The organism is Hyalangium gracile (assembly GCF_020103725.1).
Taxonomy (GTDB): Bacteria; Myxococcota; Myxococcia; order Myxococcales; family Myxococcaceae; genus Hyalangium; species Hyalangium gracile.
Genome location: NZ_JAHXBG010000013.1, coordinates 78878 through 105724 on the forward strand (window position 1 = coordinate 78878; position 26847 = coordinate 105724).

General features: G+C 68.2%; 23 protein-coding genes. 4 read left to right on the forward strand and 19 right to left on the reverse strand.

From position 1 onward, the window contains the following. Window positions 1-144 precede the first annotated feature (144 nt). The 10 genes from KY572_RS25735 to KY572_RS25780 form a co-directional block, all read right to left on the reverse strand. Entirely contained in the window at window positions 145-1485 is a 1341-nt protein-coding gene (locus tag KY572_RS25735) for an ISAs1 family transposase (protein ID WP_317987899.1), read from the reverse strand. 206 nt (window positions 1486-1691) lie between these two features. Beyond that, window positions 1692-2783 carry a hypothetical protein gene (locus tag KY572_RS25740; RefSeq protein WP_224245615.1) on the reverse strand — a complete coding sequence of 364 codons (1092 nt, stop codon included), beginning with the start codon at window positions 2781-2783 and terminating at the stop codon, window positions 1692-1694. Window positions 2784-2972: 189 nt separating this feature from the next. Beyond that, window positions 2973-3695 carry a SitI6 family double-CXXCG motif immunity protein gene (gene sitI6 / locus KY572_RS48195; RefSeq protein ID WP_224245616.1) on the reverse strand — a complete coding sequence of 241 codons (723 nt, stop codon included), beginning with the start codon at window positions 3693-3695 and terminating at the stop codon, window positions 2973-2975. Window positions 3696-3699: 4 nt separating this feature from the next. Then, window positions 3700-3888: a DUF2380 domain-containing protein gene (locus KY572_RS48200; protein ID WP_224245781.1), complete on the reverse strand. Its 189-nt coding sequence runs from the start codon at window positions 3886-3888 to the stop codon at window positions 3700-3702. Window positions 3889-3951: 63 nt separating this feature from the next. After that, window positions 3952-4116 (reverse strand): DUF1427 family protein, encoded by a 165-nt coding sequence (locus KY572_RS25755; RefSeq protein WP_224245617.1) that lies wholly within the window; start codon window positions 4114-4116, stop codon window positions 3952-3954. Further along, on the reverse strand, window positions 4113-4340 hold the full coding sequence (locus KY572_RS25760; RefSeq protein WP_224245618.1) for a DUF1427 family protein: 228 nt from the start codon (window positions 4338-4340) through the stop codon (window positions 4113-4115). The genes KY572_RS25755 and KY572_RS25760 overlap by 4 nt, the downstream gene beginning before the upstream one ends. Further along, on the reverse strand, window positions 4337-5962 hold the full coding sequence (locus tag KY572_RS25765) for an MFS transporter (RefSeq protein ID WP_224245619.1): 1626 nt from the start codon (window positions 5960-5962) through the stop codon (window positions 4337-4339). The genes KY572_RS25760 and KY572_RS25765 overlap by 4 nt, the downstream gene beginning before the upstream one ends. Then, window positions 5952-7808 (reverse strand): amidohydrolase, encoded by a 1857-nt coding sequence (locus tag KY572_RS25770; protein ID WP_224245620.1) that lies wholly within the window; start codon window positions 7806-7808, stop codon window positions 5952-5954. Before KY572_RS25770 ends, KY572_RS25765 begins: the two co-directional genes overlap by 11 nt. 88 nt (window positions 7809-7896) lie before the next feature. Further along, entirely contained in the window at window positions 7897-8556 is a 660-nt protein-coding gene (locus KY572_RS25775) for a hydrolase (RefSeq protein WP_224245621.1), read from the reverse strand. Between the two features lie 122 nt (window positions 8557-8678). After that, window positions 8679-9050, reverse strand: a complete 372-nt coding sequence (locus tag KY572_RS25780) for a hypothetical protein (RefSeq protein WP_224245622.1) — start codon at window positions 9048-9050, stop codon at window positions 8679-8681. Between the two features lie 124 nt (window positions 9051-9174). Between KY572_RS25780 and KY572_RS25785 the strand changes: the two genes are divergently transcribed. The 3 genes from KY572_RS25785 to KY572_RS25800 all read left to right on the forward strand — a co-directional run bounded on the left by KY572_RS25785 (window position 9175) and on the right by KY572_RS25800 (window position 13934). After that, a complete protein-coding gene (locus KY572_RS25785) occupies window positions 9175-9813 on the forward strand; it encodes a response regulator (protein ID WP_224245623.1) in 639 nt (212 codons plus the stop codon). 65 nt (window positions 9814-9878) lie between these two features. Further along, complete coding sequence (locus KY572_RS47870; protein WP_317987900.1) at window positions 9879-12926, forward strand: sensor histidine kinase; 3048 nt, start codon at window positions 9879-9881, stop codon at window positions 12924-12926. A gap of 186 nt (window positions 12927-13112) precedes the next feature. Further along, the gene (locus tag KY572_RS25800) at window positions 13113-13934 is read left to right on the forward strand and encodes an alpha/beta fold hydrolase (protein WP_224245624.1); all 822 of its coding nucleotides are present in this window, start codon (window positions 13113-13115) and stop codon (window positions 13932-13934) included. Between the two features lie 260 nt (window positions 13935-14194). Here the strand turns inward: KY572_RS25800 and KY572_RS25805 are convergent, their stop codons facing one another. The 9 genes from KY572_RS25805 to KY572_RS25845 form a co-directional block, all read right to left on the reverse strand. Beyond that, window positions 14195-15076: a hypothetical protein gene (locus KY572_RS25805; RefSeq protein WP_224245625.1), complete on the reverse strand. Its 882-nt coding sequence runs from the start codon at window positions 15074-15076 to the stop codon at window positions 14195-14197. A 21-nt stretch (window positions 15077-15097) separates the two neighbouring features. Beyond that, window positions 15098-17200: a trigger factor gene (locus KY572_RS25810; protein WP_224245626.1), complete on the reverse strand. Its 2103-nt coding sequence runs from the start codon at window positions 17198-17200 to the stop codon at window positions 15098-15100. 118 nt (window positions 17201-17318) lie between these two features. Next, a complete protein-coding gene (locus KY572_RS25815) occupies window positions 17319-18041 on the reverse strand; it encodes an immunity 52 family protein (protein WP_224245627.1) in 723 nt (240 codons plus the stop codon). A 17-nt stretch (window positions 18042-18058) separates the two neighbouring features. After that, window positions 18059-19492 (reverse strand): SitA5 family polymorphic toxin, encoded by a 1434-nt coding sequence (gene sitA5, locus KY572_RS25820; protein WP_456077670.1) that lies wholly within the window; start codon window positions 19490-19492, stop codon window positions 18059-18061. Between the two features lie 64 nt (window positions 19493-19556). Beyond that, window positions 19557-20036, reverse strand: coding sequence for a hypothetical protein (locus KY572_RS25825; protein WP_224245629.1), 480 nt, complete (start codon window positions 20034-20036; stop codon window positions 19557-19559). A gap of 363 nt (window positions 20037-20399) precedes the next feature. Further along, on the reverse strand, window positions 20400-23126 hold the full coding sequence (locus tag KY572_RS25830; protein ID WP_263452007.1) for an SNF2-related protein: 2727 nt from the start codon (window positions 23124-23126) through the stop codon (window positions 20400-20402). Window positions 23127-23489: 363 nt separating this feature from the next. Next, on the reverse strand, window positions 23490-24815 hold the full coding sequence (locus KY572_RS25835) for a DUF58 domain-containing protein (RefSeq protein ID WP_224245630.1): 1326 nt from the start codon (window positions 24813-24815) through the stop codon (window positions 23490-23492). Further along, window positions 24812-25747 carry an AAA family ATPase gene (locus tag KY572_RS25840; protein ID WP_224245631.1) on the reverse strand — a complete coding sequence of 312 codons (936 nt, stop codon included), beginning with the start codon at window positions 25745-25747 and terminating at the stop codon, window positions 24812-24814. Before KY572_RS25840 ends, KY572_RS25835 begins: the two co-directional genes overlap by 4 nt. 46 nt (window positions 25748-25793) lie before the next feature. Further along, entirely contained in the window at window positions 25794-26348 is a 555-nt protein-coding gene (locus tag KY572_RS25845; RefSeq protein ID WP_224245632.1) for a hypothetical protein, read from the reverse strand. A 118-nt stretch (window positions 26349-26466) separates the two neighbouring features. Here KY572_RS25845 and KY572_RS25855 point away from each other — a divergent pair, with 118 nt between their 5' ends. After that, entirely contained in the window at window positions 26467-26676 is a 210-nt protein-coding gene (locus tag KY572_RS25855) for a hypothetical protein (RefSeq protein WP_224245633.1), read from the forward strand. The last annotated feature ends 171 nt before the right edge of the window (window positions 26677-26847 follow it).

Consider the following 26847-nt stretch of genomic DNA (forward strand, 5'->3'; position numbering starts at 1 on the left):
CAGTCCCTACATGCGAGGGAGTGCTACATGAGACGAGGAGGATGATAAGGCTCATCGCTATGAGCCTCTGAAGAGTCCATGTGGCACGCGCGGAAGAGGGAGGGCGTCGGAGCATCGCCTGACGCTGCCACGGTGCGTATTCCCTCAGCAAGCGTCCATGCGCCGGCTACGCCACCTGGGAGCGCAGCCTGGGCAGGAGTGTACCCCAAGGGGCCAGGCTTGGTCCAAAGTCGCGCGCCAAGCCGACACCAGGTTGTAGGCCAGCACCCGCAGCCAGGCCGTTACCTCCAGCGAGGAGCGCGAGTGCAGGCAAGGCTGCCGGTCGTCCTCCTCGAGCACCATGTCGAGCGTCCAGTGGTGGCGGTTTTCGATGGCCCAATGCAGCCGCACCAGGCGCAGCAAGTGAGCAAAGCTCAGCTCCACGGTGGACAGAGAGGTGACGAAGTAGCGCCATTCGATGCTCTGGGTGCCATCCCTCTTCAGGTGAGTCTGGCGCACGCACAGCAGCAGCTGGGCTCCTGCAAACTCTACCTCGCCAGGCTTCAGCGCATGCGTCCACAGCTCTCGCACCACCGTCTCCCCACGCGCTCGGTCCTCGGTGCGTGCCCGGGCGGCACACCGCTTGTCGGCCAGGCTCTCTATCGCATGGCCGTGCAAGGTGGGCTGGTTGCCCTTGAGCCCCAGCAGGTAATGCTTGCCCAGTGAGCGCACCAGGGCGGCGTTCTCCGCTGCCGTCAGCCCTGCGTCCGCTGTTATCACCTGGAAGTGCTCGCCCCAGCTCTCCACCACGCGCGGCACCAGCTGGTGGAAGGCCGGGCTCTCACCTTCCTTGGCGCCAATGAATTCCAAGTCCACGCAGGGAGCGGCCACCACGCTGGTGAGCACCGCCCGCAGCGTGCCCAGGCGCCACAGCGGCGTACCCGCCTCGTCATTGGCCACCGCCTCAAGGCCTGCTACCTGATGCTGCTGGCTGGTCCACAACGACTTGCCATCCACCGATAGCACTCCCATCGGCAGCGCCACCTTCTCCACGTCCGGGGACTTGAGCAGCCGCCGCACCTGGACGGCCACCGTCTGCCGCAGCCCCGCCGTCGACTGGCGGGCCAGCAGTCTCCACAGCGTGGGGTCCGACACCCTCTTTGGCACCGCCAGGTGCTGGCGCACGCGCGCGCCCAAGTCAGTGGCCAAGTCCTCCACTCGCCTCAGGCTCTTCAGCCCGCAGGCGAACGCTGCCACCAACAGCATCAGCAGCCCGCGGTGCTCGTACCTTCTGCCTCGCGTCTGCCGTGGGTCCACCACCTGCTGGCTCCACTCCACCTCGGCCCATCTCAACGCGCGCCGCCGTTGTCCTGACACTCCACTCATGCTCCACTGCTCCCGGCTCCTGCGCCTTTTCCCAGCGGAAGCCACTTGGGGGGATGGGGCTCGCCAGCTCCATCCCTCCGCCTTCTCCCGGGGGCGCTGTAGCTCACCTCTCTCCTTCATGGAACCGGCCAGGTAGGATGCTTCGCCGCCTACCTGTCACGACATCCCAGGGACGCGATCAGAACGAGGCTCCGCAACGGGCGGTGACCACCAGGACGGACCTCTCACAGCGCAGGTGCCCGTCCTCACTCACCTTCTGCTCTCCTCTTCCCCTGATCATGAATCAGGCCTGGCCGTGACAGGGAGCCAGTCGTAGTGAGGCCGCCTTACAAGCCGAACACCTTCGCGAAGAGCTGCTCGGCGTGAGACTTCTCGGGTTTCACGACGCCCGCGGACGAGCCCACGCCAGCGGCGGTCGCCAGGCTGGGCCGCAGGCCCTCCACGATACCGGGCTTGATGTGGTGGCGCAGATCAACGGCCACATCCGTCTTGAAGTGCGTGCCCACGCCCGCCGCGGCATGCAAGTCCGTGACTTGCCGCAGGACGCCGTTCTCGACACCGAACCGGCCCATGGCCTGGGCGGCCGCACCCGCCACCGCGCCGCCGGTGACCGAGCCGTGTAGCCGTCCCAGGTGTCCGCCCGCGGTGCCATAGACACCCGCGGTGGCGGCCGCGCCCACCTTGCCGGAGACCAGGGCCGTGGTGGCCCGGGGATCCAGGGTGGCGAAGCCCTCGGCGAAGGCGCTGGCGCCAGCCTTGGCGTCGCCCTTCACGAAGCCTCCTACGTGGCGGTTGAAGTCGTGGCTGGCGCTGGCGGTGACACCCACGCCCGTCTCCGCCTTGGCCGTCATCGCGGCCGTGTACTGGTGATTGCGCCTGTCGGCCGAGATGCCCGCCTGCGCCGAGGACTTGAAGGTGTTGGCCTCGGCGGTGAGCTGGGCCGTGGAGAGGCCCAGCCGTCCCGCGTGGACCTTCTGCGCCTGGTAGGAGGCCGAGGGCCCGTTGAACTCGGCCTGGGCCGAGTAGTGGTGCACGCCGCCGCCATTCTGGGTGGCGGTGGAGACCTTGGCCGAGCCCACGTTCGTCTTCACCGTGCCGCCGAGAGCTTGCGTCTCGAAGGGCTTGCCCGGCTTGTCGAGATACTTCGTCTCATGGGCGTTGGGCGGCACCTTGAGCTTGTTGTCACCGCCGCTGACCATCACCTTCCCGGCCTCTCCCGCGCCCCCCTTGAAAGGGATATGGCTGGGCCCGCCCACCGCGTCCCCCGGGTGCTTCACGGGCCTGGTCGCGGGCCTGTCCATGGCGGACAGCGGTTTGGCGCGCGCCAGCGGCTTCGGCTGGAAGAGGGTGGAGGAGGTCGCCTTGGGGTTGGGGGAGAGCGGCCTGGCGCGGGTCAGCTTGGAGCCAATGCGGGGCATGGAAGAATCCTCGGGGGAGTTCGCTCGGTGTGCAGCGAGGTATGGCTGTGTCCCTCTGCATCCGACATGCCGCGCTCCAGGCTCACGCTGGGGTCCGCAGGCCTGTTTGATCTCCAGTGGTTACGCGCAGGTGGAGGCAAGGGGCTGGTGAGCGGTGTCACCAGGCGCAAGAGCGCTGTCACCACCCGCTCACCGTGGGGGCAGTTCGCGGAAGGAGAGGCAGTGGGGTGCGTGGCGCTCTACTCCTTCCTTGAAGCGCTCGGTGGCGATGAGGAGGGTGGGGAAGTTGGCCAAGCGGAACAGGTCCAGGTGCCGTGGGAGCGAGGCCGCGTCGAGGATGGGGCTCTCGGGGAGACTGATGTCGTAACGGCCGCACCTGGCGCATGGCGCGACTTTGCCCGGTGGGAGGCACTGGGGGTGGAGCAGGCCGTGAGGCTCGATCTGGAGCTCAAGGAACTCGGGCCCATTGCTCCGGCTGGAGCGCAGTCGGGTGGGACAGCCAAGCAGTCCTCGAACACTCGTGGACTGGAGAAGCTCCAAGATGTCGCGGCGCGCCAGCATGTGGAACCCAGACCGGGGGAGGACGAGAGGTCCAAGCTCTCCCTTGATGGTCCCTACCAACGGTCCGAACATGGTTCCTGGCTCAAGAGGCGCTTCCTGAGGGACAAAGGGACGGAGCACCGAACGCAGACGCTCGAACTCCGCAAAATCCTCCTCCAGCCGAGCCTTCTCGAGTTTGTGACGCTCCGGGTGGTTAGACAGGTCCACGCATGGGTAGGCGATGGCAGGAGTGTTCCAGATGGCATCGCATTGGGGACAATGGGCTCCTGGCATCTTCCAAAGGTGTCTGGCTTCAAACCACCCTTTCCAAGGAGAGGACTCGTCGTGGCCGAGTTCGTAGAAGCGGGTCATGGGCTCAATACTCGATTGGCGGCGGCAGCAGATAGGGAGGCTTGTCGTAATAGGGCACGATGAAGCCAACCAGCTTGAAGCGTTTGATCAGCTCCCATGCATGCTCGTACATCTGCTGCCGGGTCGCTCCGGGTCTGGCCCTCTGGAAATCGCGCCACGCTTGATTCCAGGGACCGCACCCGCTGGCAAGCACGACGAGACCTGGCAAGAGCGCGCTCAGCCTCGATGCACCCCTGGGTTCCTCCAAGAGCGCGGCTCAGCGCATTCCCAGGAACTTATCGCCGAGCAGGTAGCCGACGGTCATTGCCAGCACCAGCAGCGCGCCCTGCAGCTTCGGCGGGGCGGGCAAGGGGATGTCGAGCAGCCGGCAGCCGGCTCCGATGGCCAACGCCAGGACAGGACCGACCATGAGCTCCATCATGTGCGCGTCTCCTTGGTCTCACCGCTGGGCCCGCCGCAGTCCTGGTGATGCCGCGCGGGGTGCGTCGCCATGAAACGGTCGGCCAGCAGGTAGCCGGTCGTCATGGCGACGACGAGTGAAGCGCCCACCAGCATGGGCGGCGCGGGTACAGGAATGGCCAGCCAGCGACAACCGAAGCCGATGGTGAGCCCGAGCAGCAGCCCGACACAGAATTTCCAGCTCATGGGACGTTCTCCAACGTGACGAAGTGAGGGCTCGCTGGCGAGGCACCGACGAAGTGACGCACGGACGGAGGCTGCGCGTCGCGATGCAGGGCGCGAATCTTGTCCTGCAGGCGCTGCTCCTCCTGGGTGACTCGCTCATGCTGGCGGAGGTGCTCCAGCCAGGAATCGACGATGAAGTATTCGAGGAAGAGCCCCGGCCGCGCCGCGTCCTCCATCACCCCCCATTGCCCCGCCCCGTCGCGTCGACGGGTGCCTCCGAGCAGGTGGATGTGATGCAGGAACTCCTCGCGATTCGCCGGCTCGATCAGGTACTCCACCGTCACGAGCACCGGACCACGCGCATGCTCGATCTCCCCGGCCACGGCCGGCCGCGGCCAATGCGCGGACGGGGTGGTGTTCCGCGCCATGGCCGTGCTCAGACGGAAGCGCAGCGAGAAGACACCCGCGAGCACCGCCGCCACCGCCGCCACTGTCAGCGCTACCCCGGTGCCCGTGTACTGCGCGAGCGTGCCCCAGATCAGGCTGCCCGCTGCCATGCCCGCCGAGAAGACCACGATGTAGAGCGACAGCGCCCGAGCGCGCACCCAGGAGGGGACAGAGACATGCGCGGCCGTCTGCAGCAGTGACAGCACGGTGATCCACGACATGCCGTTGGCCAGCATCGCCACGCAGAGGATCCGCGGGTCGCGGATGCCCGCCAGGGCCAGCATGGAAAAGGAATAGAGCAGGGTGGCGGCGGGCACCAGCCTGTCGGCATCGAACCGCTCGCGGAGCTTGGGCAAGGCGATGGCTCCACCGATGGCTCCCGCGCCGATGAACCCCAGCAACATTCCATAGGTGCCTGCCCCGGCGGAGAGCTGTTGCCGGACCACGATCGGCAGCAGCGAGGGGAGGGCGCTGGCGAACACGAAGAAGCAGGCCGACTTGACCAGGACCGAGCGGAACTCGCCGGCCTGCACCGCATAGCGCAGCCCCGCGCGCAGCGCGCCGCCGAAGGACTCGGCGGGCAAGGTCGAGACGGACTTCGCCGCCTTCCACCGCCACAGGACGAACACCACGCCCAGGAACGACAGCGCGTTCAGGGAGAACGCCCAGGCCGCGCCGAATCGCGCCACGATCAGCCCGCCCAGCGCGGGACCAATGGAGCGGGCGATGTTCACACCGATGGAGCTCAACGCCACGGCCGGTGCCAGCATCGGGCGAGGAACCAGGTCGGCGGTGGTCGCCGCCTGGGCAGGCATCGCCAGCGCCGCGCCCGTGCCCAGCGCGAACGTCAGACACAGCAGGGTCCATGCCTCGAGCCGCCCGGCATGTGCCAGCAGGGCGACCCCCGTGGCCACGAAGAGCATCCACAGCTGCGCCCCGAGCAGGTACCGCCGGCGGTCGACGATGTCCGCCAGCGCGCCTGCAACGAGGGCGAACGAGACGACTGGCAGCGTCGTCGCGGCCTGCACCGCCGCGACCATGAGCGGTGAGCTCGTCCGCTCCGACATGAACCAGGAGGCGGCGACATCCTGGAGCCAGGTTCCGATGTTGCTGGTCAGGATCGCCAGCCAGAGCGCGCGGAATCCGGGGTGGCGAAGCGGTGCCCATGCGCCAACCGCTGGAGCGTCAGAAGGCATGGCACAAGCATCCCAACGCACCCCAGAAGTCGCGCAGCCCGCTGACCGGCGGAGAGTGGCGCGCGGCGTGATCCCTGCCGTGGCCGTGTACGGCACATGAGGTCCCGTGTGAGTGCGAGTGCCGTTGCGCTCGCGAGAACATGGCTCGGGCCTGCGCCTGGGTGCCGCCCTGGTATCCACCGAACCGGTTCACCGGCGACCAGTCCGGCATGGGCCTGGGCAACGTGGGGGCGAGCGGGCCGAAGTCATCACTGCCGTGCACCACCTTGCCGCCCACCACGGTCAACACGCTGGTGATGTCCCGGATGGCCTCTTCCGGCACGTGGAGGTAGTCCGAGGACAGCAGCGCGAAGTCGGCATATTGGCCCACCTTCAGGAGGCCCTTGCGATCCTGCTCGTGGGAGAACCAAGCACTGCCGTGCGTATACAGGCGCAGCGCCTCCTCTCGCTCCAGCCGGTTGTCATCGCCATACATCGACAGACCGCCCACCGTGCGGCCGGTGACCAGCCAGTACAACGCCACCCACGGGTTGTAGCTGGCCACGCGCGTGGCATCGGTGCCGGCGCCCACCGGTACGCCCGCGTCCAGCATCTTGCGCACCGGCGGCGTGTTCCGGGTCGCCGCTCCGCCGTAGCGCTCCGCGAAGTACTCGCCCTGGTACGCCATGCGATGCTGGATGGCGATACCGCCACGCAAGGCGCGCACGCGCTCGATGTTGCGCTCGGAGATGGTCTCGGCGTGGTCGATGAACCAGTGCAGGCCGTCGAAGGGCACCTCGCGGTTCACCTTCTCGTAGACGTCGAGCACGCGGCTGATGCTCTCGTCGTAGGTGGCATGGATGCGGAACGGCCAGCGGCGCTGGGCCAGCAGGCGGACCACGTCTTCCAGCTCGCCCTCCATCCCCTGTGGCAGCTCCGGGCGCGGCTCACGGAAGTCCTCGAAGTCCGCCGCGGAGAAGACCAGCATCTCGCCAGCGCCGTTGTGGCGCAGCATGCCGTCGCCCTGGAGCGGCTTCAGCATCCGCGACCACTTGTCGAAGTCCGCGAGCTCGCCCCCCTTCTTCTGGGTGAACAGGTTGTAGGCGATGCGTACCGTCAGCTCGCCGTCGGCGTGCAGCTTCTGGATGATCTCGTAGTCTTCCGGATAGTTCTGGAAGCCTCCGCCGGCATCGATCACCGAGGTGACGCCCAGCCGGTTCAGCTCGCGCATGAAATGGCGGGTGGAGTTGAGCTGGAACTCCGGTGGCAGCTTCGGTCCCATCGCCAGGGTCGCGTACAGGATCAGCGCGTTGGGTTTGGCCAGCAGCAGGCCGGTGGGATTGCCGGCCGAGTCCCGCTCGATCCGCCCACCGGGCGGCTCGGGACTGTCCCGGGTGTAGCCCACGGCGCGCAGCGCGGCGCGGTTGAGCAGGGCCCGGTCGTATAGGTGCAGGATGAACACCGGAGTCTCTGGCGCGGCCTCGTTGAGCTCCCGCAGTGTCGGCAGCCGCTTCTCGGCGAACTGGTGCTCGCTGAAGCCGCCCACCACACGGACCCACTGCGGTGCCGGCGTCCGTGCCACCTGCGCCTCGAGCATCGCCATCGCGTCGGACAGCGTGCGCACGCCGTCCCAGCGCAGCTCCATGTTGTAGTTCAGGCCACCGCGAATCAGGTGGAGGTGGCTGTCATTGAGGCCGGGGATCAGGCGCCGCCCCCCGGCATCGATGATCCGGGTCCCCGCGGTGGCATGGGCCATCACCGAGGCATCGTCTCCGATGGCCAGCAGGTTGCCACCCGCGACGGCCAGCGCCGTCGCCGATGGGTTGTCCCTGTCCAGGGTGGTGATCCGGGCGTTTCTGACGATCATGTCGGCCATCGGTACAGTCCTTTCCACTCCGGCGGCTCGCGCCGGAGACAATCGTGATTGCTTGCGACATCCGATGGCCGCATGGCCATCAGTGACCGCCTTCGGACGCTCCGAACATCGTCTTGGCGTACTGGATGCCGATGCCGTAGCCGCCGGCGTGGATCTTGGCGATGCCGGTGGTCAGGGCATACGTGGCCTCCCGCGCCCAGTCGCGCTGCAGCTCGAGCAGGTACTGCACGCTGGTCATCGGAACCGCGCCGGCCTGGACCATCCGTTGCACCGCGCGCTCGTGCGCCTCGTCGGAGACATCGCCGCAGGCATCAGTGATGACATACGCCTGGAAGCCCTGGTCGATCGCCGACAGGACGGGCCCCACGATGCAGACGCCGGTCCACAGGCCCGCGATCACCAGGCGCTGCTTCTCGAACGCGTTGATCTGGGCGATCACCTGCCGGTCCTCCCAGGCATTCATGCTGGTGCGGTCGTAGACCTTCGCTCCAGGAAACGCCTCGGTGATCTCCGGGAACAGCGGCCCGGAGAAGCTCTTCTCCGCGACCGTGGTCAGCAGGGTCGGCACGCGGAAGCCCGCGGCGGCCTTGGAGATCAGCGCGGTGTTGTTGCGCAGCAGCGCGATGTCGATCGAGCGCGTCGCGAAGGTCATCTGTGACTGGTGATCGATGAGGATCAGCGCATGGTCGGTGGGCGACAGCAGGCCCTTGCCGGGCGTAGGAGCGGCTTTGGGGGTCATGGGATTGTGCCTCTTGGGGTTGGGTGAGGCCAGACAGACTAGGGCGTCAGGATTTGGTGAAAAACACCCGGAAGCGCGTGAAATGGCTCACCCGAAAGAGGGAGTCCACGCTCACCGGCTCGTTAGTCATCGGCACGGGTGTTCTTGCGCGACGGCAGGGTGATGACGCGTCTTCCGAACAACCAGGCATCCAGCGAGAGAGCACCGGGGCCGAGGAGCGCCAGTGCACCCGCGGCGAGCAGCTCGACACCCGCTTCAGGCAGGGTTGCGCCGCCCATGACCATGAAGTCGTAGAGGGAGAACAGGCCGCATATGACAGCGAGCAGAGGTGTCAGCAGGCCCAGGCAGAGTCCGATGGCCGGGAGCACGAGCACCGCATGCGTCAACGGTCCGCCGGATGGGTGGAGCAGCAGGGAGCAGGCGACCGACAAGCGGAGCAGCAGCAGTCCGGCTCCGGGGCCACCTTCGGGAAACATGGAGAAGAGGCGTTGCACCGTTCCACATTACCTGCTGGTAGCACCCCGGTTATATCTGGGATAAGGGAGCCTGGCCTCCCTCTTTCGGGGGATTCCGACGATGTCGATGACGGATATCCAGGGTCCGTTCGCTGGCTGATCGATGAGCTCCACCCACCCGCCCATTCGCATCCTGATTGTCGACGACCATCCGCTGCTGCGTGAAGGGCTCGGCAGCATGATCGCCGGACAGCCGGACATGGCGCTGGTCGCCGAGGCGGAGAATGGGGAGCAGGCCCTGCAAGCCTTTCGCGAGCATCAGCCAGACATCACGCTGATGGACGTGCAGATGCCCAGGATGAATGGCATCGATGCCATCACGGCGATTCGCGCCGAGTTCCCCAGCGCGAGGATCATCGTCCTGACGACCTACAGGGGCGACATGCAGGCGCTGCGCGCCATCAAGGCCGGCGCGGCCGGATATCTGCTCAAGAGCATGTTGCGCAAGGAGCTGGTGGAGACCATCCGCAGCGTGCATGCGGGACGGCGCCGCATCGCCGCGGACATCGCCACCGAGATGGCCGAGCACGTGGCGGACGACGAGCTGACGGCCCGGGAATGTGACGTCCTGCGCCTCGTCGCCACCGGCAGCGCCAACAAGGAAGTCGCCGCCCGGATGGGCATCTCCGAGGAGACGGTCAAGACGCACATGAAGAACGTCCTGACCAAGCTCGGCGCCAAGGACAGGACGCACGCGGTGGTTGTTGCGGTGAAGCGGGGAATCATCGATATCGGGACGTGATGCGCAGCGGCCGCGGCTCGTACCCGGGTAGGGTACCGATGAGGATGACGAGGAGCAGGGGACCCGTGAGGGTCTGGCATCAGGCGCTGTTGCTCGGGCTCGTCGCGGTGCTCTCGTCCTTCGCGGCCACGGCGCAGCCATCCAGTCAGGACCGGCGCCTCACGCAGTTCCACCACACCCGGTGGACGATCAAGGAAGGAGCTCCCGGTCAGGTCTCCGCGCTCGCCCAGACGGAAGACGGGTTCCTGTGGCTCTCCGCGGCCGCCTCGTTGTACCGGTTCGATGGCGTCCGCTTCGAGCGCTTCGAGCCGCCTTCGGGCGAGCCTCTCCCTTCCATCCGGACCTTGCACGCAGCGCGCGGCGGTGGGCTGTGGATGGGCTTCTCGTTTGGAGGTGTCGCGTTCCTGGAGCAGGGACGAGTGACCCGGTATGGCGGTGCCGAGGGCGCTCCGGACAGGACGGTCTCCGCCTTCGCCACCGACAAGGAGGGCCAGCTCTGGGTCGCCGCGGTCGATGGCTTGTTCCGCCTGGCCGGCACTCGCTGGGAGAAGGTCGGGGCATCCTGGGGATATCCGGGCGCGCCGTCCCGGTTTGTCTTCGTGGACCGGGACGGGGTGCTGTGGGTCGCCACCGACAAGACCCTGCTGTATCTGCCGCGCGGCGCGCGGACGTTCGTTCCCACGGGCATCAGCGTCAACTGGACGCTCCAGCTGACTCAGGCGCCGGATGGAAGAATCTGGATGTCTGAATCGGGCGGTGTCGTGAGGCCGATTCCGGTGCCCGGCCATGGACAGACGGACGCTTCACCGAGCCTGCGCCTGGAGTCCGCGGGCATGCTGTTCGCCCGCGACGGAAGCTTCTGGGTGACCTCCCTGGGGGATGGGATTCGCCGCATCGCCCATCCCGAACGGCTGCCCGCCGGTGACGCGACGGCGGTGGATGGCGCCGTGGAGTCGTTCACCGAGAAGGACGGCCTGAGCGGAGATTACGCGTGGCCGGTGCTCGAGGATCGCGAGGGCAATTTCTGGGTGGGCACCAGCGGCGGGCTCGATCGCTTCCGCGTCAGCCCCATGGTGCTGGCGGAGTTCCCGCGCGGCTCGCACGACTTCGCCCTGGTCGCCGGGAAGGGCGGCGAGGTCTGGGCAGGTACCACCAACCGCCAGCTGATGCGCTTGCGCGACGGCAAGGTCTCGTTCGAGCAGCTCGCGTCCCCGGTCCGCTCCGCCTACCGCGACCAGGAGGGTGTGGTCTGGCTGGGAGCGGACAACGGGCTGTGGCGGCTGGACGATGGCCGCCTCGGTCACGTCACCCCGCTGCTCCAGGACTCGGTGACGCAGGTGCAGGCCATGACTCGTGACCGTCGCGGCACGCTCTGGGTGGTCCCGGCAGCCAACACCGTGATGCAGTGGAAGGACGGCCGTTGGGTTTCGATGAAGGAGGTGCTGGGACTGTCGGACGACGAGCGCATCCACACCGCGATGACCGATGGCCGCGGGCGGGTATGGCTGGGCCATGTGAAGGGCATCATCACGAGGGTCGACGGCGACGAGGTCCGGCGGTTCACCGAGGCCGAGGGGCTCCGGCTGGGGAGGATCTCCGCCCTGGCCGCAGGCGGCCGGTATGTGTGGGCCGGCGGCCAGTTCGGACTGGCCTTCCTGGACGGCGAGCGCTTTCGTCCGCTCGTTGCCGGAGGTGACGAGTCGTTCCGCAATGTGACCGGCATCATCGAGCGCCCCGACGGCAGCTTGTGGGTGCATGCCGTGCCAGGGGTCTTTCGCATTCCGGCGGAGGAGATCCGGCACGCGGCGGGCGATCCCGGCCATCGCGTGCGCTACGAGCTGTTCGACTTCCTCGACGGGCTTCCGGCCAGGCCGACGCTGATGCGTCCGCTGCCCACGGCGGTCGCGGGCGACGACGGGCGCCTCTGGTTCGCCACCAGCAACGGGGTGGTCTGGATCGATCCCGAGCGGATCGCCCGCAATCCGTTGCCTCCGCCGGTGTCCATCCTCTCCCTGAAGGCCGATGGCCAGCGGTTCGCGCCAGCGTCGGACGTGACGCTGCCACTGCATCCCGCGAACCTGGAGATCAACTACACGGCGCTCAGCCTGTCCATCCCCGAGCGCGTGCGGTTCCGTTACCGGTTGGAAGGCGTGGACGAGCACTGGCAGGACGTCGGTACGCGGCGCACCGCCTATTACGGCGACCTGTCACCGGGGCGATACCGCTTCCAGGTGGTCGCATCGAACAACGACGGCGTGTGGAACGAGCGCGGCGCGAGCCTCGAGTTCGTCGTTCCGCCCGCGGTCCACCAGACCTGGTGGTTCCGCGCGCTCTGCGTGGCGGCTGGACTGCTGCTGCTCTGGCTGCTGTATCTGCTGCGTCTGCGCCAGGTGACGGCGAAGATGCGCGGCCTGCTGGAGGAGCGGCACGCGGAGCGCGAGCGCATCGCCCGGGAGCTGCATGACACCCTGCTGCAGAGCGTGCAGGGGCTGGTGCTCCGGCTCCAGGCCGTCGCCGAGCAGATCCCCGAGCAGGAGCCAGCACGGCAGGCGATGGAGAAGGCCCTGGACCGCGCGGACGAGGTCCTTGCCGAGGGCCGCGACCGGGTGATGGAGCTGCGCTCGTCCGCCCACGATGGGCGCGGCCTGCCGGACGTGCTCGTGCAGGTCGGCGAAGAGCTGGCGGAGGACATGCCGATGTCTTTCCGTCTGCTCGTGGAAGGGGGGCCGCGAGAGCTGGAAGCAGCGGTGCAGGGGGAGATCTTCTTGATCGCCCGGGAGGCCCTGCTCAACGCGTTCCAGCATGCAGGGGGCACGGCCGTGGAAGTGGAGCTGCACTACGACTCCGACGAGCTGCGCGTGCGGATCCGGGACGACGGCGCGGGCGTGGCCCCGGAGATTCTCGAGAAGGGCGGCCGCCCCGGCCACTGGGGCCTGGCGGGGATGCACGAGCGGGCAACGAGGATCGGCGCCACCCTGCGGGTGTGGAGCCGGACCGACGCCGGCACGGAAGTGGAGTTGAAGGTCCCGGCGGCGATCGTCTATCGGCGGAGGCCGAGAGCCACCCGGTGGAGCCGGCTGAAGGCCGCCGTCCGCCTGGGACGAGGACGCTGAGCGCGCTCGCGAGCCGGAGCAGCAGGTGTTGACGGCGTGCCTGGCGGCGCACGTGAACCAGGATGGGATGGGCGCATCACCCGAAAGGGGGGGGGCCTCCCGCCACCCTTCAGCGGAATGCGAGCGCACGTCCAAAGGGCTACCGTCGGCTTGCTTCGATACCAACCCCCGGAGCAGGAGCTGACGATGGGCACGTTCACGACGAAGGATGGGGCGCAGATCTATTACAAGGATTGGGGCACGGGTCAGCCGGTGGTGTTCAGCCACGGCTGGCCGCTCAACTCCGACAGTTGGGAGGACCAGATGCTCTTCCTGGCCTCCCATGGCTACCGCTGCATCGCGCATGATCGCCGTGGCCATGGCCGCTCGAGCCAGCCCTGGAACGGCAATGACATGGACACCTACGCCGATGACCTCTCGGAGCTCATCGAGACGCTGAACCTGCAGAAGGCCGTGCTGGTGGGCTTCTCCACGGGTGGCGGCGAGGTCGCCCGCTACATTGCCCGCCATGGCACGAAGCGCGTGGCCAGGGCCGTGCTGGTGGGGGCGGTGCCGCCGCTGATGCTGAAGACCGAGGCCAACCCCGGGGGCCTGCCCATGGACGTCTTCGACGGCATCCGGGCTGGCGTCCTCGCCGACCGCTCGCAGTTCTTCAAGGACCTCACCATTCCCTTCTTCGGAGCCAACCGGCCGGGCGCCAAGGTCTCAGAGGGCATGCGGGACGCGTTCTGGCTGGCGGGAATGCAGGCCGGCTTCAAGAACGCAGTCGACTGCATCAAGGCCTTCTCCGAGACGGACCAGACGAAGGACCTGGAGAAGTTCGACGTGCCGACGCTCATCATCCACGGCGATGACGATCAGATCGTCCCCATCGGAGCATCGGCCCACCGCTCGGCGAAGCTCATCAAGGGCGCCACGCTGAAGGTCTATCCCGGCGCGCCGCACGGCCTGGGCAGCACGCACAAGGATCAGCTCAACGCCGACCTGCTGGCCTTCCTGAAGTCCTGAGCCGGCGGGCGCGGGTGGCCAGCGCGTGGAGCCTTGGATGGAGCTAACTCGCCCATAAGGCGTGGGGGGCTGCACCTGTGACGGCGCCGCGGTGCGTCGTGTTGTTCTGTGCCCGGAGTGTACCGTAGCGAACCGTGGGCGGCGCCTTCGGCGTAGCCGCCTTTCGAGCCTCCGAGTTTTCGAGTCCAAGCTCTGACAGTCCCCGAGCGCCGCCACGTGGCTCGTCGAAGGCTCTTGATGGGTTGGAGGAGCCACGAAGCTCAGATCTGCTGCCAGGGAATGATGGCCTTCAGGTAGCCAGCTCGATTCGGCAGCAAGCCGGGCCGCTTGTAATCGACCATGCCCGCGACGTTGAAGAAGAAGTCCCACGTATTCGGAGCGGTGCGGACACCGAAGACCAGGCACATGGTCTCGTGCAGCACGACGTTGCTGCGATTCTGGCCCTCCTTGCGGTTGCGATAGGCCAGCGTCACGCCGGATTCGATCTTCGCGTTCGCCCCCACGTTCCAGATCTTGGCCAGGTACTGCCCCTTGCGCATCTGGTGGATGATGTTCTCGTTGGGGCCGAGCGCGGCTTGCATCAAGGCATCCAGGTAGTGCTCCGCCAGATCAGGCCGTCCGTGGTTGGGCGCGCCGGCCAGGCCCACCATGTTGGCGTTGGCGTGGTGGACTCGGATCTGGTTCGTCACCGTGTTCCGGGTGACGTAGAAGTGGCACCCGTTGAACGGGCCCGACATGAAGAGCGGCGGCCCGACATTGCTCAGGTCCATCGAGACGATGCAGGAGTCCTCCCAGCTCAGGTACTGGCAGCCGATCGCTCCGCCCGGATTGGCCTGATAGGCATGCAGCTCGTAGACGGGGGAGTTTCCATAGAAGGCGATCTTGGCCTCCGTGATGTTCAGATGGATGTTGATGTTGTTCTGCTCGATGACGGCGTTGTTGGGGGCCGCGACCGCGTTGCCCACCACCATGGCCGCGATGTCTCCCGGGACGAGGTGCACGAATGGGGCGCCCGCGGCAAGGGGCCTCGTGCGGTTGCACCAGTTGGCATTGGGCCGATGGTTGATGCTGAGGAACAGCGGCTTCTTCCGCAGCAGGTTCAGCCGGGTACCTGCGTTGTTGAACTGCGCGATCAGGGTCATTGGGAGGTCCGCGCGAGTAGCTCAGTGAGAGGGGGGTGACGCCTCGAATTCTATCTCCGCCTGCTCCATCACGTGCTCGACGGCGCGCAGGTGCCAGGCGAGGTTGCGCAGGGGGGCGGCGGTCGCGGGAGTGACGAGCGCCTCCCGCACCTCCGAGGCCTCGAGCCCGTACGCCTCCATGTAGTTCTCGAGCACACCGAAGACTTCCCCCAGCTCCAGCTTCAGCCCGTCACGCTCGGCCACCGCCTTGAGCGCCAGCGAGACGCGCAGCCGCTTCTCCACGTCCGCCCGCGTGGCTGGATCCGTCCTCCACGCCTGGAGCGCCTCCGCCGCCTCCGCCGGAGAGAAGTCATTCTCCCGGACCACCTCGCCCTCGGCCGTCTCCCAGCGGCGGCGGATCTCCTCGTCGATGAGGGAGGCGGGCAGCTTCACCTCCACGCGCGAGGCCAGCTCGTCCAGCACCCGGTTGCGCGCCTCCAGCCACTGCTCGTTCTCCCGGTCCTCGAGCAGCTCCTGGCCCAGGGACTTCATCACCTCCGCCAGCGTGCTCCCTCGGCCCAGCTTGCGCAGGAACTCCTCGGAGCTCGGATCCGGCAGGACCACCTCTCGCGCGCCCAGCAGATCGACCATGAACCGCGCGCGCACTCCGCGCAGGGACGCGACTGGATAGCTCTCCGGCAGCACGAGCTCGATGCCCACGCAGTCGCCCACCGCCGAGCCCGCAAGGGCCTCCGAGAAGCCGGGCAGCGCGTCCTGGGGCTCCAGCTGCATCCACCACCCGCTGCGGATGCTGAAGGGAATGAGCTTCTGGTTGGCGTAGCCGATGATGTTCAGCCGGACGTCATCTCCCAGCTCCACCGGCTCGCCCCACTCGCGGTCGCGCAGCTCGGCGTGCTCGCGCGCCAGCTGGGTGAAGCGCTCGGTGAGCTCCTCCTCGGTGAGCGGCGCCGGAGCGGGGACCGTGACGCGGATGGGCGCGCTCGAGTTGAGCCTGGCCTCGGGAAGTGGAACGGACGTGGTGTCCATGGGGGCAGTCGCTCGCTGGAACGGGTGGGATCGTAACCCATGGCGGGCTCGGGAATGACGTGAAGCCGTGTCACCTTCGGCTCCTCCAGCTTCCTGGAGGAGGGCCCGAGTGTGACACGGCTCTGTCAAGAACGCCTGGGCGTCCGCCGCCTGCGTCGCTCCCTGGGTCAGCGCCCGGTTGGCGGCCTTGGTGGTGGCCTTCTTGGCGCCGTCGGTGATGACGTTCTTCACGCCCTGGCGGGTGCCGTCGCCCAGCTCGGTGACGGCCTGACGCGCGGCGTTCTTGATGTCCGTCTTCTTCGCGCCCTCGGTGAACGCCGCCTTCGTCGCGGCCAGGGCGGCCTTGCGCTGCGCGCCCTTGGTGGTCTTGAGCCCCGCATCGTCGATCGCGGACTTGAAGCCCTGGGACGCCTGGCGGTAGGTGCTCGCCACGTTGGTGGCGTCACGGCCCAGCTTCACCGCGCTCTTGGCGGTGTTCAGCGCCGTCTTGCTCGCGGTGGCCACCGAGCCGATGGCACGGTCGCGCTCCTCGGCGCTGGCGCCCGCGCGGAAGCCATTGCGCGCGTCCTGGATGGCCGTGTTGAGCTGGCCGGGCAGCTTCTTGGCGTTGCTCACCAGGTTGAAGACCTTGCCGCCCTGCTTCACGAGCGAGCCCTTGTCGAGCTTGACCTGGGGGTTGGCCGCGTTGGACCAGTTCTTCTTCCAGGTGCCCTTGAAGTCGCCGCCGCGCTTGAGGGCCGGCAGCTGCTCCCGGGCGCCCTTGATGCCGTCCGCCACCGCGGTGAAGGTGTCCTTGGCCCGCTTGGCCTGGAGCGCCGGATCCTGCTGGATGTTCGCCTTCGCGCGACCAACCGCGTCCTTCACGCCCTTCTTCACCGCCTGCACGATCACCACCGCGGGGACGAACACGCCCTTCGCCTCGTAGGGGGCCTGCCTGTCTTCGACGCCTTCCGAGACGGAGAAGACTTTCGCGCCCCAGCCGAGGTACCGGTACGCGTCGAGCTGGCCCTCCGCCGTGATGGTGTGCTCGGTGGCGATGGTGCGGGCCACGAGCTCGCCACCGGCCGCGAAGCTGCCGTGATTGTAGACGCCGACCATGTCCCCGGTCGTGACGTTCCCGTCGACGCGTATCCGGGAGCCGCCGGTCGCGATTGCCTGAGCGGTGAGATTGCCGTGGACTTGCAGGAACGGCCCGAAGTCGTCCTCGTGATCTTGGTCAGCCTGTCGGCCAGGGCTGCAACCTCCGCAGGATACCGGCCCGGTCCAGCAATTCGTGGACGCGAGCTGCCAGCGCGACGTGCTCCGGGTTGGAAGCCGTGAAACGCTCGGGCGTGAGGATGACGAGGGTGCCTTTCTCCTCCACGGGTTCGATGCGGACGGGAGCAGGAAGTGGGGGCACTTTGCCGCGCAGCCGCGAGAAGTACATCACCCAGCCTACGAAGGTGCCTGCATGTGGGAACCCCTTCACCACGGTATCCCGGTGCGCCTCGGATGTAGCCACTCCCCACTCCGGGTCCCAGGCCATGGCCATGGCGCGCAACACCTCGGTCATCACGGGAGCGGTCAGCACCCGCTCTCCAATGAGCCCCTCATCGTAAGGCCTGAGCACGCTGTTCGAGGAAAGCCGGAGGTCAGCAGAGCCGCATCTCCCGTCAACGCCTGAGGTCTCCTCCTGGCTGTCACCTGCCCACAGGTGGAAGGAATAGCCATCTCCTATCCGGTGCTCCTTTCGTGCGAACAGCTTCTGGAAGTTCTCCGCGTCTGTGGTGAACAGGCGGTCGCGCGCTTCCTTGAAGGAACCTGCCGGCTCATACCAGCGGGTCCACGCCGGGTCACAGCGTCCCAGGAGGAGGAAGAAACGCTCCGCGCGTCGTGCACATGCCTCAGCGGATTCACGCCGGGCGAGCCAATAGGAGCCCGCGTAGTAGGTCTCTATCATCGGAGGGCTATCGCTCCTCACGGGATCGGGGGAACATGGACGACCTCAATCGGGAGTTCAGCGCTCTTGAACATCTTCCTGAGTGCGCCTGCGAATTTCTCTTCGGCGACGAGCCACCGGATAGGCGTTCCATTGGCGACTCTGAACTGGCGTTCCGCCTGAGCAAGCAGCTTGTGACGACCCTCGAAGATCTCGAGAAAGTTCAGCTTCTTGTCGACCCATTGCGCGTAGCCGGGGGCTTTGACCTCGAGCAGTACTCCTTGGGCGAAGCCATCGAAGTCCACCTCCTCGTCACCCACCTTGACGCGGTAGGCATAGCCCTTGGGCGCCCCTGTCCTCTGGGCTTGATAGGCCTGGGCGCTCTCGGACATGGATTCGTTCGCCTTGACCCATTCTCCCGGGCCGCCGGCGCTGGGCGGCGCAGCCTGCGCTCCAGCCTTGCCACCTGAGCTGTCGCGAGCCGCCATCGCTACGGCATTGGGAGCCAGCGCGATGGTGATGCCCTCGGCAGTGATGGCGACCGACTCCACCTGCGCCAGCGCTGGGGCCGTGAAGCGGAGGTTCAGCTGCGCCTCGGCCACCACTGCCGCCTGCCCGGCTCCCGGCAACTTCGGGAGCGTCGCTGCCATGCCCGAAGCCGTGTTTCCCAGGGCCACCGTGCCCAGCATGACGAAGGCTCGGGCCGCCTTCTCCCCCATCGTCTCCCCGAACTTCTCTCCGGCTGCGTAGACGCCATCGAAGGTGGTGGCCTCATCCACTTCCTTCATCAGCACCAGCCACCCATCAATCAGGCGCCAGACGGTGTCCCAGCCCAGGTAGGCCATGGCCCCCAGCGTCATCAGCGCAGCGATGCCCTTGCTCACTGGTTCGGGCAGTGCGAGCAAGATGGCGTACATGGTCAGGCCGCCCACCACTGTGGCCACCACCGCTTGAGGGCTCACCATCCGGGCGAGTTCCTCCTTCATGGCGCCCAGTACCTTGCTGTGCGCAATGGCCATGGCCAGCGCGTACCTGGCGTCTCCATCCAGGAAGGGCTTGTCCACCAGTAAGCGCAGGCAATCTCCGCCTCCCCAGTCTTGCTCGCACCACAGCAGGTAGCGGCGCTTCAGTTCCTCATCCTCGGGCAACAGGCGCAGGTTCCGGGTGCTCCCCGGCTCCGAGGCCATGAGGCGCTGGCTCCTGCCCTCGTACCGGTACCAGCCGCTTCGCTCGGGCAATCCGAATACCTGCCGGGCGTGCTCCAAGGGCCGTTCGGCTGGAGGCACAGAGGGGGCCTGTTGCGCGACGGCCCTCTTGAAATCCTTATCGCTCACTGCTGCCGGCGCTACGTCGCGACGCGGAGTGTGGACAATGGGCTCGCCTTGGCCTGTGTCCAAGCGGACAAGGCTCCTCGTTGAGGCGCTGCACCCCGAGAAGAACACGAGCAGCAGCAGGACCGCCGAGCGCGGCATGGAGAGCCTCCTGGCCATGGCTCCCGCGTGCCGGGAGCACCCGAGATTACGGTGCTCCGTCCCGCTAGCGAAGCACCTGGCTCGCCTGCTGGATCCAGCCGGGCGCGTGCGTGAGCCAGTGGATCGCTCCCGCGGTCCAGGAGAACAGGGGCTGGGCGCTCAGTCCCAGCACGAAGGCCAGCGCCAGGAGTTGCACTCCCTTGCGCGTGACGAGAGGGGAGGGCTGGGTCGGCTGCGCGGCGCCGGACATGGCCTGCGCCGAGCGCTGAGCCGCGGAGGACGGCATGGGATTGGCCAGGGTCGGTTCCTGGTCCAGCATGTCCGGCACCAGCATCACGAGCCGGATGCCACTCTCGAACAGCGCGTCCATCAGCTTGTCGAGGAAGCGCTCATACTCCTCCTCGCGCAGGTCCGGCGCGTCGCCGTAGCGGCTCTCGTGGAGCAACTCCATCACGCCGTGGCCGCGGACCTGGGCTTCCTTCCGTGCTACGTCCAGCCAGCCCACGAGGATCGCGGGCTCCGACTCCTTGCCCGGCACGAGCATCAGGGGCTCACATCCGGGGGCGGCTCGTTCCTCCGAGCACTCGACGCCGGGCTGCCAGGATCCCGCTGCCTGCTCGCAATGACCGCTCCTCCCGCTTCGTGGGTCGGTACTGCGTACAGACACCTCTAATGTGCTGCGCGAGTTCACATCAAGAGGGCACGAGGGGAAATGTGTGCCAGAGGGCTCGGTGGATCCGTAGTGGCTGAAACAGGCTGTCACACCGGAATTCGCGGCGTTCCATGCTGAAGGTCAGTCATCCAGTTGGACGACCGCGGAAACGTCGCCTCCCGGCGCCGCGAGAAGCGGGCCGTCGACTGCGATCCGTGAGCACCGCCCTTCGGCTCCTGGGGCGCGAGCCGGTGCTCAGCTCAGCCAGAAGTAGGCGGAGGCGATGAGCGAGCGCTTCTCGGCCACCTTCGCCTTCTGCGTGAGGTCCGCGATCTGCCGGTCCTTGGCCGCGTAGCGCTTCTCCTCCTCGTTGCGCAGCGAGGCCAGCTTCTTGCGGTACTCGCGCTCCATGCGGTCCGCGTGGGCGCGCGCCTTGATGCGGTCCGCGGCCTCCTCCGCCGCCATCACCGCCTTGCGCGCCTCCACCCACTGCTCGCGCGCCTTCTCCACCGCCTCGCGAGACTCCAGCAGGCAGTCCTCGGCGTAGCGGTCCGCGCGCTCGCGGGCCCGGTCCAGCTCCCACGCGTTGCGGCGCTCGGCGGCGCGGATGAGCTCGTCCTTGGCAGCCAGCAGCGCCTGCTCCTGCATCAGCGACACGGACACCGACTCGGTCTGCCGGCGCTTCTCCACCTTCGCTGACAGCTTCACGAAGTGGGCGCCGTCCGACAGCGGCAGGGCGCGGAAGCCTCCGTCCTTCTCGCGCACCAGCACCAGGTGCACGAGCTTCTCCTCCGGCTTGATGCCCGACAGCTCGAACTTGTAGACGAACCACCAGCCCTCGCTGCCCGCCAGCCGCGCCAGCCTCGAGGGCAGACCCGCCGCGTCGAGCTGCAGGTAGCTGATGGCGTCGTGCGTCCTGTCCCGCACCGCGTAGGCGGCCTTGGCCACCTGCAGCCGGCCCGAGGCGCGGTTGCCCAGCACCGAGCCCGTGAGCGCCCGCGCCTCCTGCTGCCTGCGCGCGAGCACTTCCTTTGTCTGCTCGCTGGCCAGCTTCAGCCGCCGGCGCACGTCCCCGTCGAAGCGCTCCAGCACCACCGAGCGCATCTCCGTCATGCGCGTGCTGATGCGCTGCTCCATGTCCGAGCGCAGCTTGTCGAACGCCGCGTTGATCTCGTCCGGGTGGCGGCAGGACTGGTAGATGTCCAGCACCCGCCGCTCGAAGTCCACGCCGCTCTCCAGCGCGCCGAGAATCTCGTCCGACGCGCCGAACACGCCGTCGAAGAGGTTGAGCTTCTTCTCCAGCAGTTCGAACAGCCGCGCGTCCGCCGCGTTCTGCCGGTTGAGGAAGTTGATCACCAGCACGTCGCGCTGCTGGCCGTAGCGGTGGCACCGGCCGATGCGCTGCTCCACGCGCTGCGGGTTCCACGGCAGGTCGTAGTTCACCACCAGGTTGCAGAACTGGAGGTTGAGCCCCTCGGCGCCCGCCTCGGTGCAGATGAGGATCTGCGAGCGGTTGCGGAAGTCGTCCACCAGCGCGCGCCGCTCCTCGGGCGTGGCCGCCACGTCCCCGGACAGCAGGGAGATCTTCCCCCGGTAGCCGTTGTCCGACAGCAGGTTGAAGAGGTACTGCTGCGTGCGCTTGGACTCGGTGAAGATGAGCGCCTTCTCCGGCCACTGGTGCGCCCGCATCACCGTGAACGTCCGGTCCAGCGCGCGCTTGAGCGCCTCGCCCTTGGCGTTCACCTTGATGGAGTCCGCCAGGTCCGCGTACTGCTTCAGCTCCCACACCTCGTTCTGGAGCGTGCGCAGGCTGGTGGGCTTGGCCGGATCATCCGACCACTCCTCGCCCTCCTCGGCGTACTGCCTGGCCTCCTCGGGCTCGAAGAGGGCCATGGCCTGGGCGCCCAGCTTGGCCGCCTCCAGGCGCTTCTCCAGGTTGTCGGCCAGCCGCCGCAGCGTGGGCGCGATGGCGTACGTGGAGGAGGCCAGCAGCTTGCGGTAGCAGAGCGTGAGCAGCGTCTTCTTGCCCGGCTCGATCGCCGCCGCCTCCGAGCGCCGCAGGTACTCGCTCACCTTCTCGTAGAGATCCTGCTCCTCGGCCGAGGGCGCGAAGTCCTCCACGATGCTGCGGCGGTTGGTGTACCGCACGTACTCGCGCACCTGCCGGCGCAGCGTGCGCTGGACCACGGGCGCCAGGCGCTCCTTGAGCTCGGCGACGGCGTCCTCCTTCAGGCCGCCGCACTCCGGATCCACCTGGTAGCGGCTGCGGAAGGCGTGCTCGGGGCCGAGGATCTGCTCGTCCAGCAGCGACATCAGCCCGAACAGCTCCATCAAGTCGTTCTGCAGCGGCGTGGCGGTGAGCAGCAGCTTGGGGCGGCCCTGGAGCGCGGCGCGCAGCGCCTGGCCCGTCTTGTGGCCCTGCTTGTGGACGTTGCGCAGGCGGTGCGCCTCGTCGATCACCACCACGTCCCAGGGGATCTCCGCCACCAGCGCCGCCTTGTTGGCCGCGAACGGGTGCGAGCAGATGACGGGGAAGGGTTGATCGAAGCAGTTGCCCGTGGCCCGCACGGTGCGGCCGTCCACCAGGACGGACTCCAGATCGAACTTCTCCTTCAGCTCGCTGTTCCACTGCGCGCGCAGCGTGGCCGGCGCGAGGATGAGGATGCGCGTCTTTCCCTCGGCCATGAGCTGGCCGATGGTGAGGCCCGCCTCGATCGTCTTTCCGAGGCCCACCTCGTCCGCGAGCATGCACCCGCCGCGCGACAGCGAGTCGAGCGCGAACGCCGCGGCCTCCACCTGATGCGGGTTGAGGTCGACCTTGGCCTCTGACAGCGCGTTGGCCATCCGCTGGTGCGAGTCCGCGCTCCGGAGGGTGAGCTCCTCCGAGAGCAGCCGCTCATGGAACGGCGTGAGAGGCCGACCCGGCTCTCCCTCGCCCCGCGCCGCCACCGTCGCCGCCGATACCACGACTTCGACTCTCAAACCCCGTGCGACCTCCGCACCCAAGACCCTGTCTCCATCCGTTCGCGGGCGCACCGCCACCTTCGGCGTGCGCACTCGTTATCAAGCCGGCGACATTTTGAGGAGCAAGATCGCCGTGTAAAGGGGGTCTCGTCCGAGGCCGAAAAATCGGCTCCGGAGCGATTGGCACGGTTCTTTATCAGCGACGCGATGATGAGTGCGGGTCCACCCGGTCCCCTACAATGGACTTGACGGTGGGCGCGTGAGGAGTTCTCGCGCGGCGAAGGTGTCGAGTGGGCTGCGCGCGCACCCCTTCGCGGGTGAGGTGCTCAGGGGATGATGCGTGGGATAGGGCCCGGCGAATCCCGCGCCGCCGGCGGGCGCTCAGAGCATCCCGCGCGACTTGACGTGCAGGTAGGTGTTGATGGCCGCCGCGCTGAAGCCTCGGGCCGGCGCGCGCACCACCAGCACCCCGGAGTCCCGGAGCGTCACCGCCGTGCGCCGGTACTCGTCCTCCAGCCGCGCGGCGGCCTGCCGGGTGTAGGCGTCCTGGGGCTCTCCCGGCACGCTCGTGGCGGCGGCCTGGAGGTCCTCGTCCAGCAGCGAGGCCACCAGGGGCAGGTGGCGCGGGCGCAGCATGAGCGTGCGAGCCACCAGCGTGCCCGCGGCGTCCGGGTCCACCAGGTCCGTGAAGAGCACCACCAGCGAGCGCCGGGAGCTGCGCGCGAAGGCGAAGTCGTAGGCGCGGCCGTAGTCGCTCTCCTCGAGCGCGGCCTCGGCGCGGTAGAGCGCCTCGGTGAGCAGGCGCAGGTGCTCGCGGCCCTTGCGTGGCGGCAGGTAGGCACGCACGTCGCTGGCGAAGGCGAGCACTCCCACCAGGTCTCCCGCGTCCAGGCTCACCTTGGCCAGCCGCAGCGCCGCGTCCACCGCGTGGTCCAGCTTGCGGCGGCCGTCCACCTTGCCCGCCATGTGGCGCCCGCAGTCCACCAGCAGCAGCACCGGCTGGTTCCGCTCTGGCTGGTACACGCGCACCATGGTGCGGGCGCGGCGCGCGGAGGCCTTCCAGTCGATGGTGCGGTAGTCGTCTCCGGTGCGGTACTCGCGCAGGGACTCGAACTCGCGGCCCTCGCCCGGGCGCCGCTGGGGACGCTCCGCGGGCGCATCCGAGGCTCGGGCCAGGGCCAGCGCCTCCTGCGTCAGCGCGGTGAGGTCCGGGTACACCTTCACCACCTGCTCGGCGGGGATGCGGATCTGCCGCGCGCACAGCCCCAGCGGGCCCAGCAGTCGGAGGTGGAGCGCTCCGAAGCGCACGTCCCCGCGCGCGGGAGGGCGCACGGTATAGGTGACGCGTGTCGGACGCAGGCCCGGAGCCACGCAGAAGGGCTGTCGGTGGCCTTGCGCCTCCACGTCCACCGGGGCCTCGTCCCGGAGCTCGCCTCGGATGGGGGCGCTGCCGCGGCTCGTGAGCTCCAGGTGCACGGGGTTGTCCACGCCCGAGCGCAGGATGGGCTCCACCTCGCGGCGGACCTCCACGTCCGAGGCCCGAGGGGCTCTCACGAAGTCCACCGCGCACAGCACCACCACGGCCACGTCGAGCGCCAGGGCCAGCCAGGCGAAGGCGGGGCTCGCCACGGCCAGGGCCGAGGGGACGAGAGCCGCCGCCAGCAGCGCCACGGCGAGCCCGGTAGGGACGGGGCGGCCCAGGCTCACCGGGGGACCTTCACCTGCTCCAGCGTCTGTCGCAGCACGTCGTCCGGGGTGATGCCCTCCACCTCGGCCTCGGCCTTGAGGAGCAGGCGGTGGTTGAGCACGCTGGGCACCACGGCCTTCACGTCATCCGGGGTGACGAAGTCCGAGCCCTGCAGGGCCGCGCGCGCCTTGGCCGCGGCCAGGATCGCCTGCGCCGAGCGCGGTGAGGCTCCCAGGCGCACCCGGGGGCTGGCGCGCGTCTCGCGGGTGAGCTTCACCACGTAGGAGAGGATGGACTCGTCGCACGTGATGCGGGCCGCGCGGGCTTGCAGCTCCGTCAGCGTGGCCACGTCCAGCACGCGCTCCACCGAGGCGGGGCGGCCCTCGCGCTGGTGGAACCCTCGCAGCATGGCCACCTCCGAGTCCGCCTCCGGGTAGCTCACGCGCACGCGCATGAGGAAGCGGTCCAGCTGCGCCTCGGGGAGCGGGTAGGTGCCCTCGAGCTCCAGCGGGTTCTGCGTGGCCACCACGAAGAAGTGTGGCGGCAGCGGGTGGGTGGTGCCGTCGATGGTGACCTGGCGCTCCTCCATGGCCTCCAGCAGCGCCGCCTGCGTCTTGGGCGGGGTGCGGTTGATCTCGTCGGCCACCAGCACCTCGGTGAAGACGGGCCCGCGCACCAGGCGGAAGGCGTTCTCCGCGGGGTGGAAGACGTTGGTGCCGAGGATGTCGGTCGGCATCAGGTCTGGCGTGAACTGGACGCGGGTGAACTGGAGCCCGAGCGCGGAGGCCATGCTGCGGGCGATGAGCGTCTTGGCCACGCCGGGCACGCCCTCCAGCAGCACGTGGCCGCGCGCGAGGAAGGCCGTCACCAGGTCCGTGATGACGTGGGGCTGGCCCACCACCGTCGCTTCGAGCGCCGCGGTGAGCCGGGAGAGAGGAGAGTCGCTGGGCATCGCGGCGGTGACGCTAGTCCGGTGGCCGCGCGAGGGCGCGGAGTTTTTACGTGCGCTCCTTCATCCCCATCACCGAGCCCGCCAGCGCTCCCAGCGTCCCCAGCAGCCCGAGGAACACACCGAAGCTGGGGGACGAGTTCATGATCATCTGGTTGCCGATGGCCGAGGGGACCTCGGTGGAGTCGAAGGCGGACTTGATGAAGATGACGGTGTAGAGGACGCCGAAGAACGACATGCCGAGCTGGGTCCCCCAGGGCACCATGGGGCTGACCTTGGGCATGGTGCGGCGCACCCGGATGAAGATGGCGCTGATGACGATGGCCGCGCAGAGCAGGGTGCCGACGCCCGCGCTCATGAGCCCGAGGACATCTCCATCCGCGGCCGTCTCCTTCCAGGGCAGGAAGCAGGAGAGGGCGGCGACGCAGGCGCCCGCGAAGGTGATCTTGTCCGAGCGCGACAGCTCGCCGACGAAGTCGCGCGCATCCGAGAGGATCTCCTCGGGCGCGACGATCTTCCCGGTGCTGTTGGTGTTGCTGTAGCCCTTCGAGGCCGGGGAGGGAGGCAGCAGCGGCTTGCGCGGCTCGGCGTCGTCCAGCTCCATGTTGGAGGACGCCGCTGGCTGGGGCGCGGGGCGGGCCGCGGGCACGGAGCGGTGGGAGCCGGTGCGGCCAGTGGGCTTGCCGCGAGGGGCCGCATCCGAAGCCTTGGCGGTGGCGCCGGTGCCTGCGACGGCCTTGATCGCGGAGCGCGAGCCGGTCCGCCCGGAAGAGGTGGCGGTGCGCCTGGTGCCGGTGCTGCTGACGGCGGCACGCGAGCCGGAGCCTCCCGCGCGAGCCGGGCGCGCAGGCCCTGCGGCCGGGCCCGTTGCCTCATCATCCGCGCCGCTCGGAGGGGGCTCCGCGGACAGGAAGGAGGCGTCGATGATGTAGTCGCACTTGGGGCAGATGGAGGTTCCATCCGCGACCTGGGTGCCACAGCCGGGGCATTTCAGGGCCGGTGCTCCTTCAGCAAGAGAGACGGCCTTGCATCTTCTGGCGCCGCGCCGCGCAAGTCAAACGGGTTGCACTGTAACCCCTGGATTTCAGCGGGGATTTGGCCTA

What these genes read in the sequence shown, in the direction of transcription:
- KY572_RS25735 (WP_317987899.1), bottom strand. Translation starts at nt 1,485, where the DNA reads ATGAAGGAGAGAGGTGAGCTACAGCGCCCCCGGGAGAAGGCGGAGGGA.
- KY572_RS25740 (WP_224245615.1), bottom strand. Translation starts at nt 2,783, where the DNA reads ATGCCCCGCATTGGCTCCAAGCTGACCCGCGCCAGGCCGCTCTCCCCC.
- sitI6 (WP_224245616.1), bottom strand. Translation starts at nt 3,695, where the DNA reads ATGACCCGCTTCTACGAACTCGGCCACGACGAGTCCTCTCCTTGGAAA.
- KY572_RS25755 (WP_224245617.1), bottom strand. Translation starts at nt 4,116, where the DNA reads ATGATGGAGCTCATGGTCGGTCCTGTCCTGGCGTTGGCCATCGGAGCC.
- KY572_RS25760 (WP_224245618.1), bottom strand. Translation starts at nt 4,340, where the DNA reads ATGAGCTGGAAATTCTGTGTCGGGCTGCTGCTCGGGCTCACCATCGGC.
- KY572_RS25765 (WP_224245619.1), bottom strand. Translation starts at nt 5,962, where the DNA reads ATGCCTTCTGACGCTCCAGCGGTTGGCGCATGGGCACCGCTTCGCCAC.
- KY572_RS25770 (WP_224245620.1), bottom strand. Translation starts at nt 7,808, where the DNA reads ATGATCGTCAGAAACGCCCGGATCACCACCCTGGACAGGGACAACCCA.
- KY572_RS25775 (WP_224245621.1), bottom strand. Translation starts at nt 8,556, where the DNA reads ATGACCCCCAAAGCCGCTCCTACGCCCGGCAAGGGCCTGCTGTCGCCC.
- KY572_RS25785 (WP_224245623.1), top strand. Translation starts at nt 9,175, where the DNA reads ATGAGCTCCACCCACCCGCCCATTCGCATCCTGATTGTCGACGACCAT.
- KY572_RS25800 (WP_224245624.1), top strand. Translation starts at nt 13,113, where the DNA reads ATGGGCACGTTCACGACGAAGGATGGGGCGCAGATCTATTACAAGGAT.
- KY572_RS25805 (WP_224245625.1), bottom strand. Translation starts at nt 15,076, where the DNA reads ATGACCCTGATCGCGCAGTTCAACAACGCAGGTACCCGGCTGAACCTG.
- KY572_RS25810 (WP_224245626.1), bottom strand. Translation starts at nt 17,200, where the DNA reads ATGGTCGGCGTCTACAATCACGGCAGCTTCGCGGCCGGTGGCGAGCTC.
- KY572_RS25815 (WP_224245627.1), bottom strand. Translation starts at nt 18,041, where the DNA reads ATGATAGAGACCTACTACGCGGGCTCCTATTGGCTCGCCCGGCGTGAA.
- sitA5 (WP_456077670.1), bottom strand. Translation starts at nt 19,492, where the DNA reads ATGCCGCGCTCGGCGGTCCTGCTGCTGCTCGTGTTCTTCTCGGGGTGC.
- KY572_RS25825 (WP_224245629.1), bottom strand. Translation starts at nt 20,036, where the DNA reads ATGCTCGTGCCGGGCAAGGAGTCGGAGCCCGCGATCCTCGTGGGCTGG.
- KY572_RS25840 (WP_224245631.1), bottom strand. Translation starts at nt 25,747, where the DNA reads ATGCCCAGCGACTCTCCTCTCTCCCGGCTCACCGCGGCGCTCGAAGCG.
- KY572_RS25845 (WP_224245632.1), bottom strand. Translation starts at nt 26,348, where the DNA reads ATGGAGCTGGACGACGCCGAGCCGCGCAAGCCGCTGCTGCCTCCCTCC.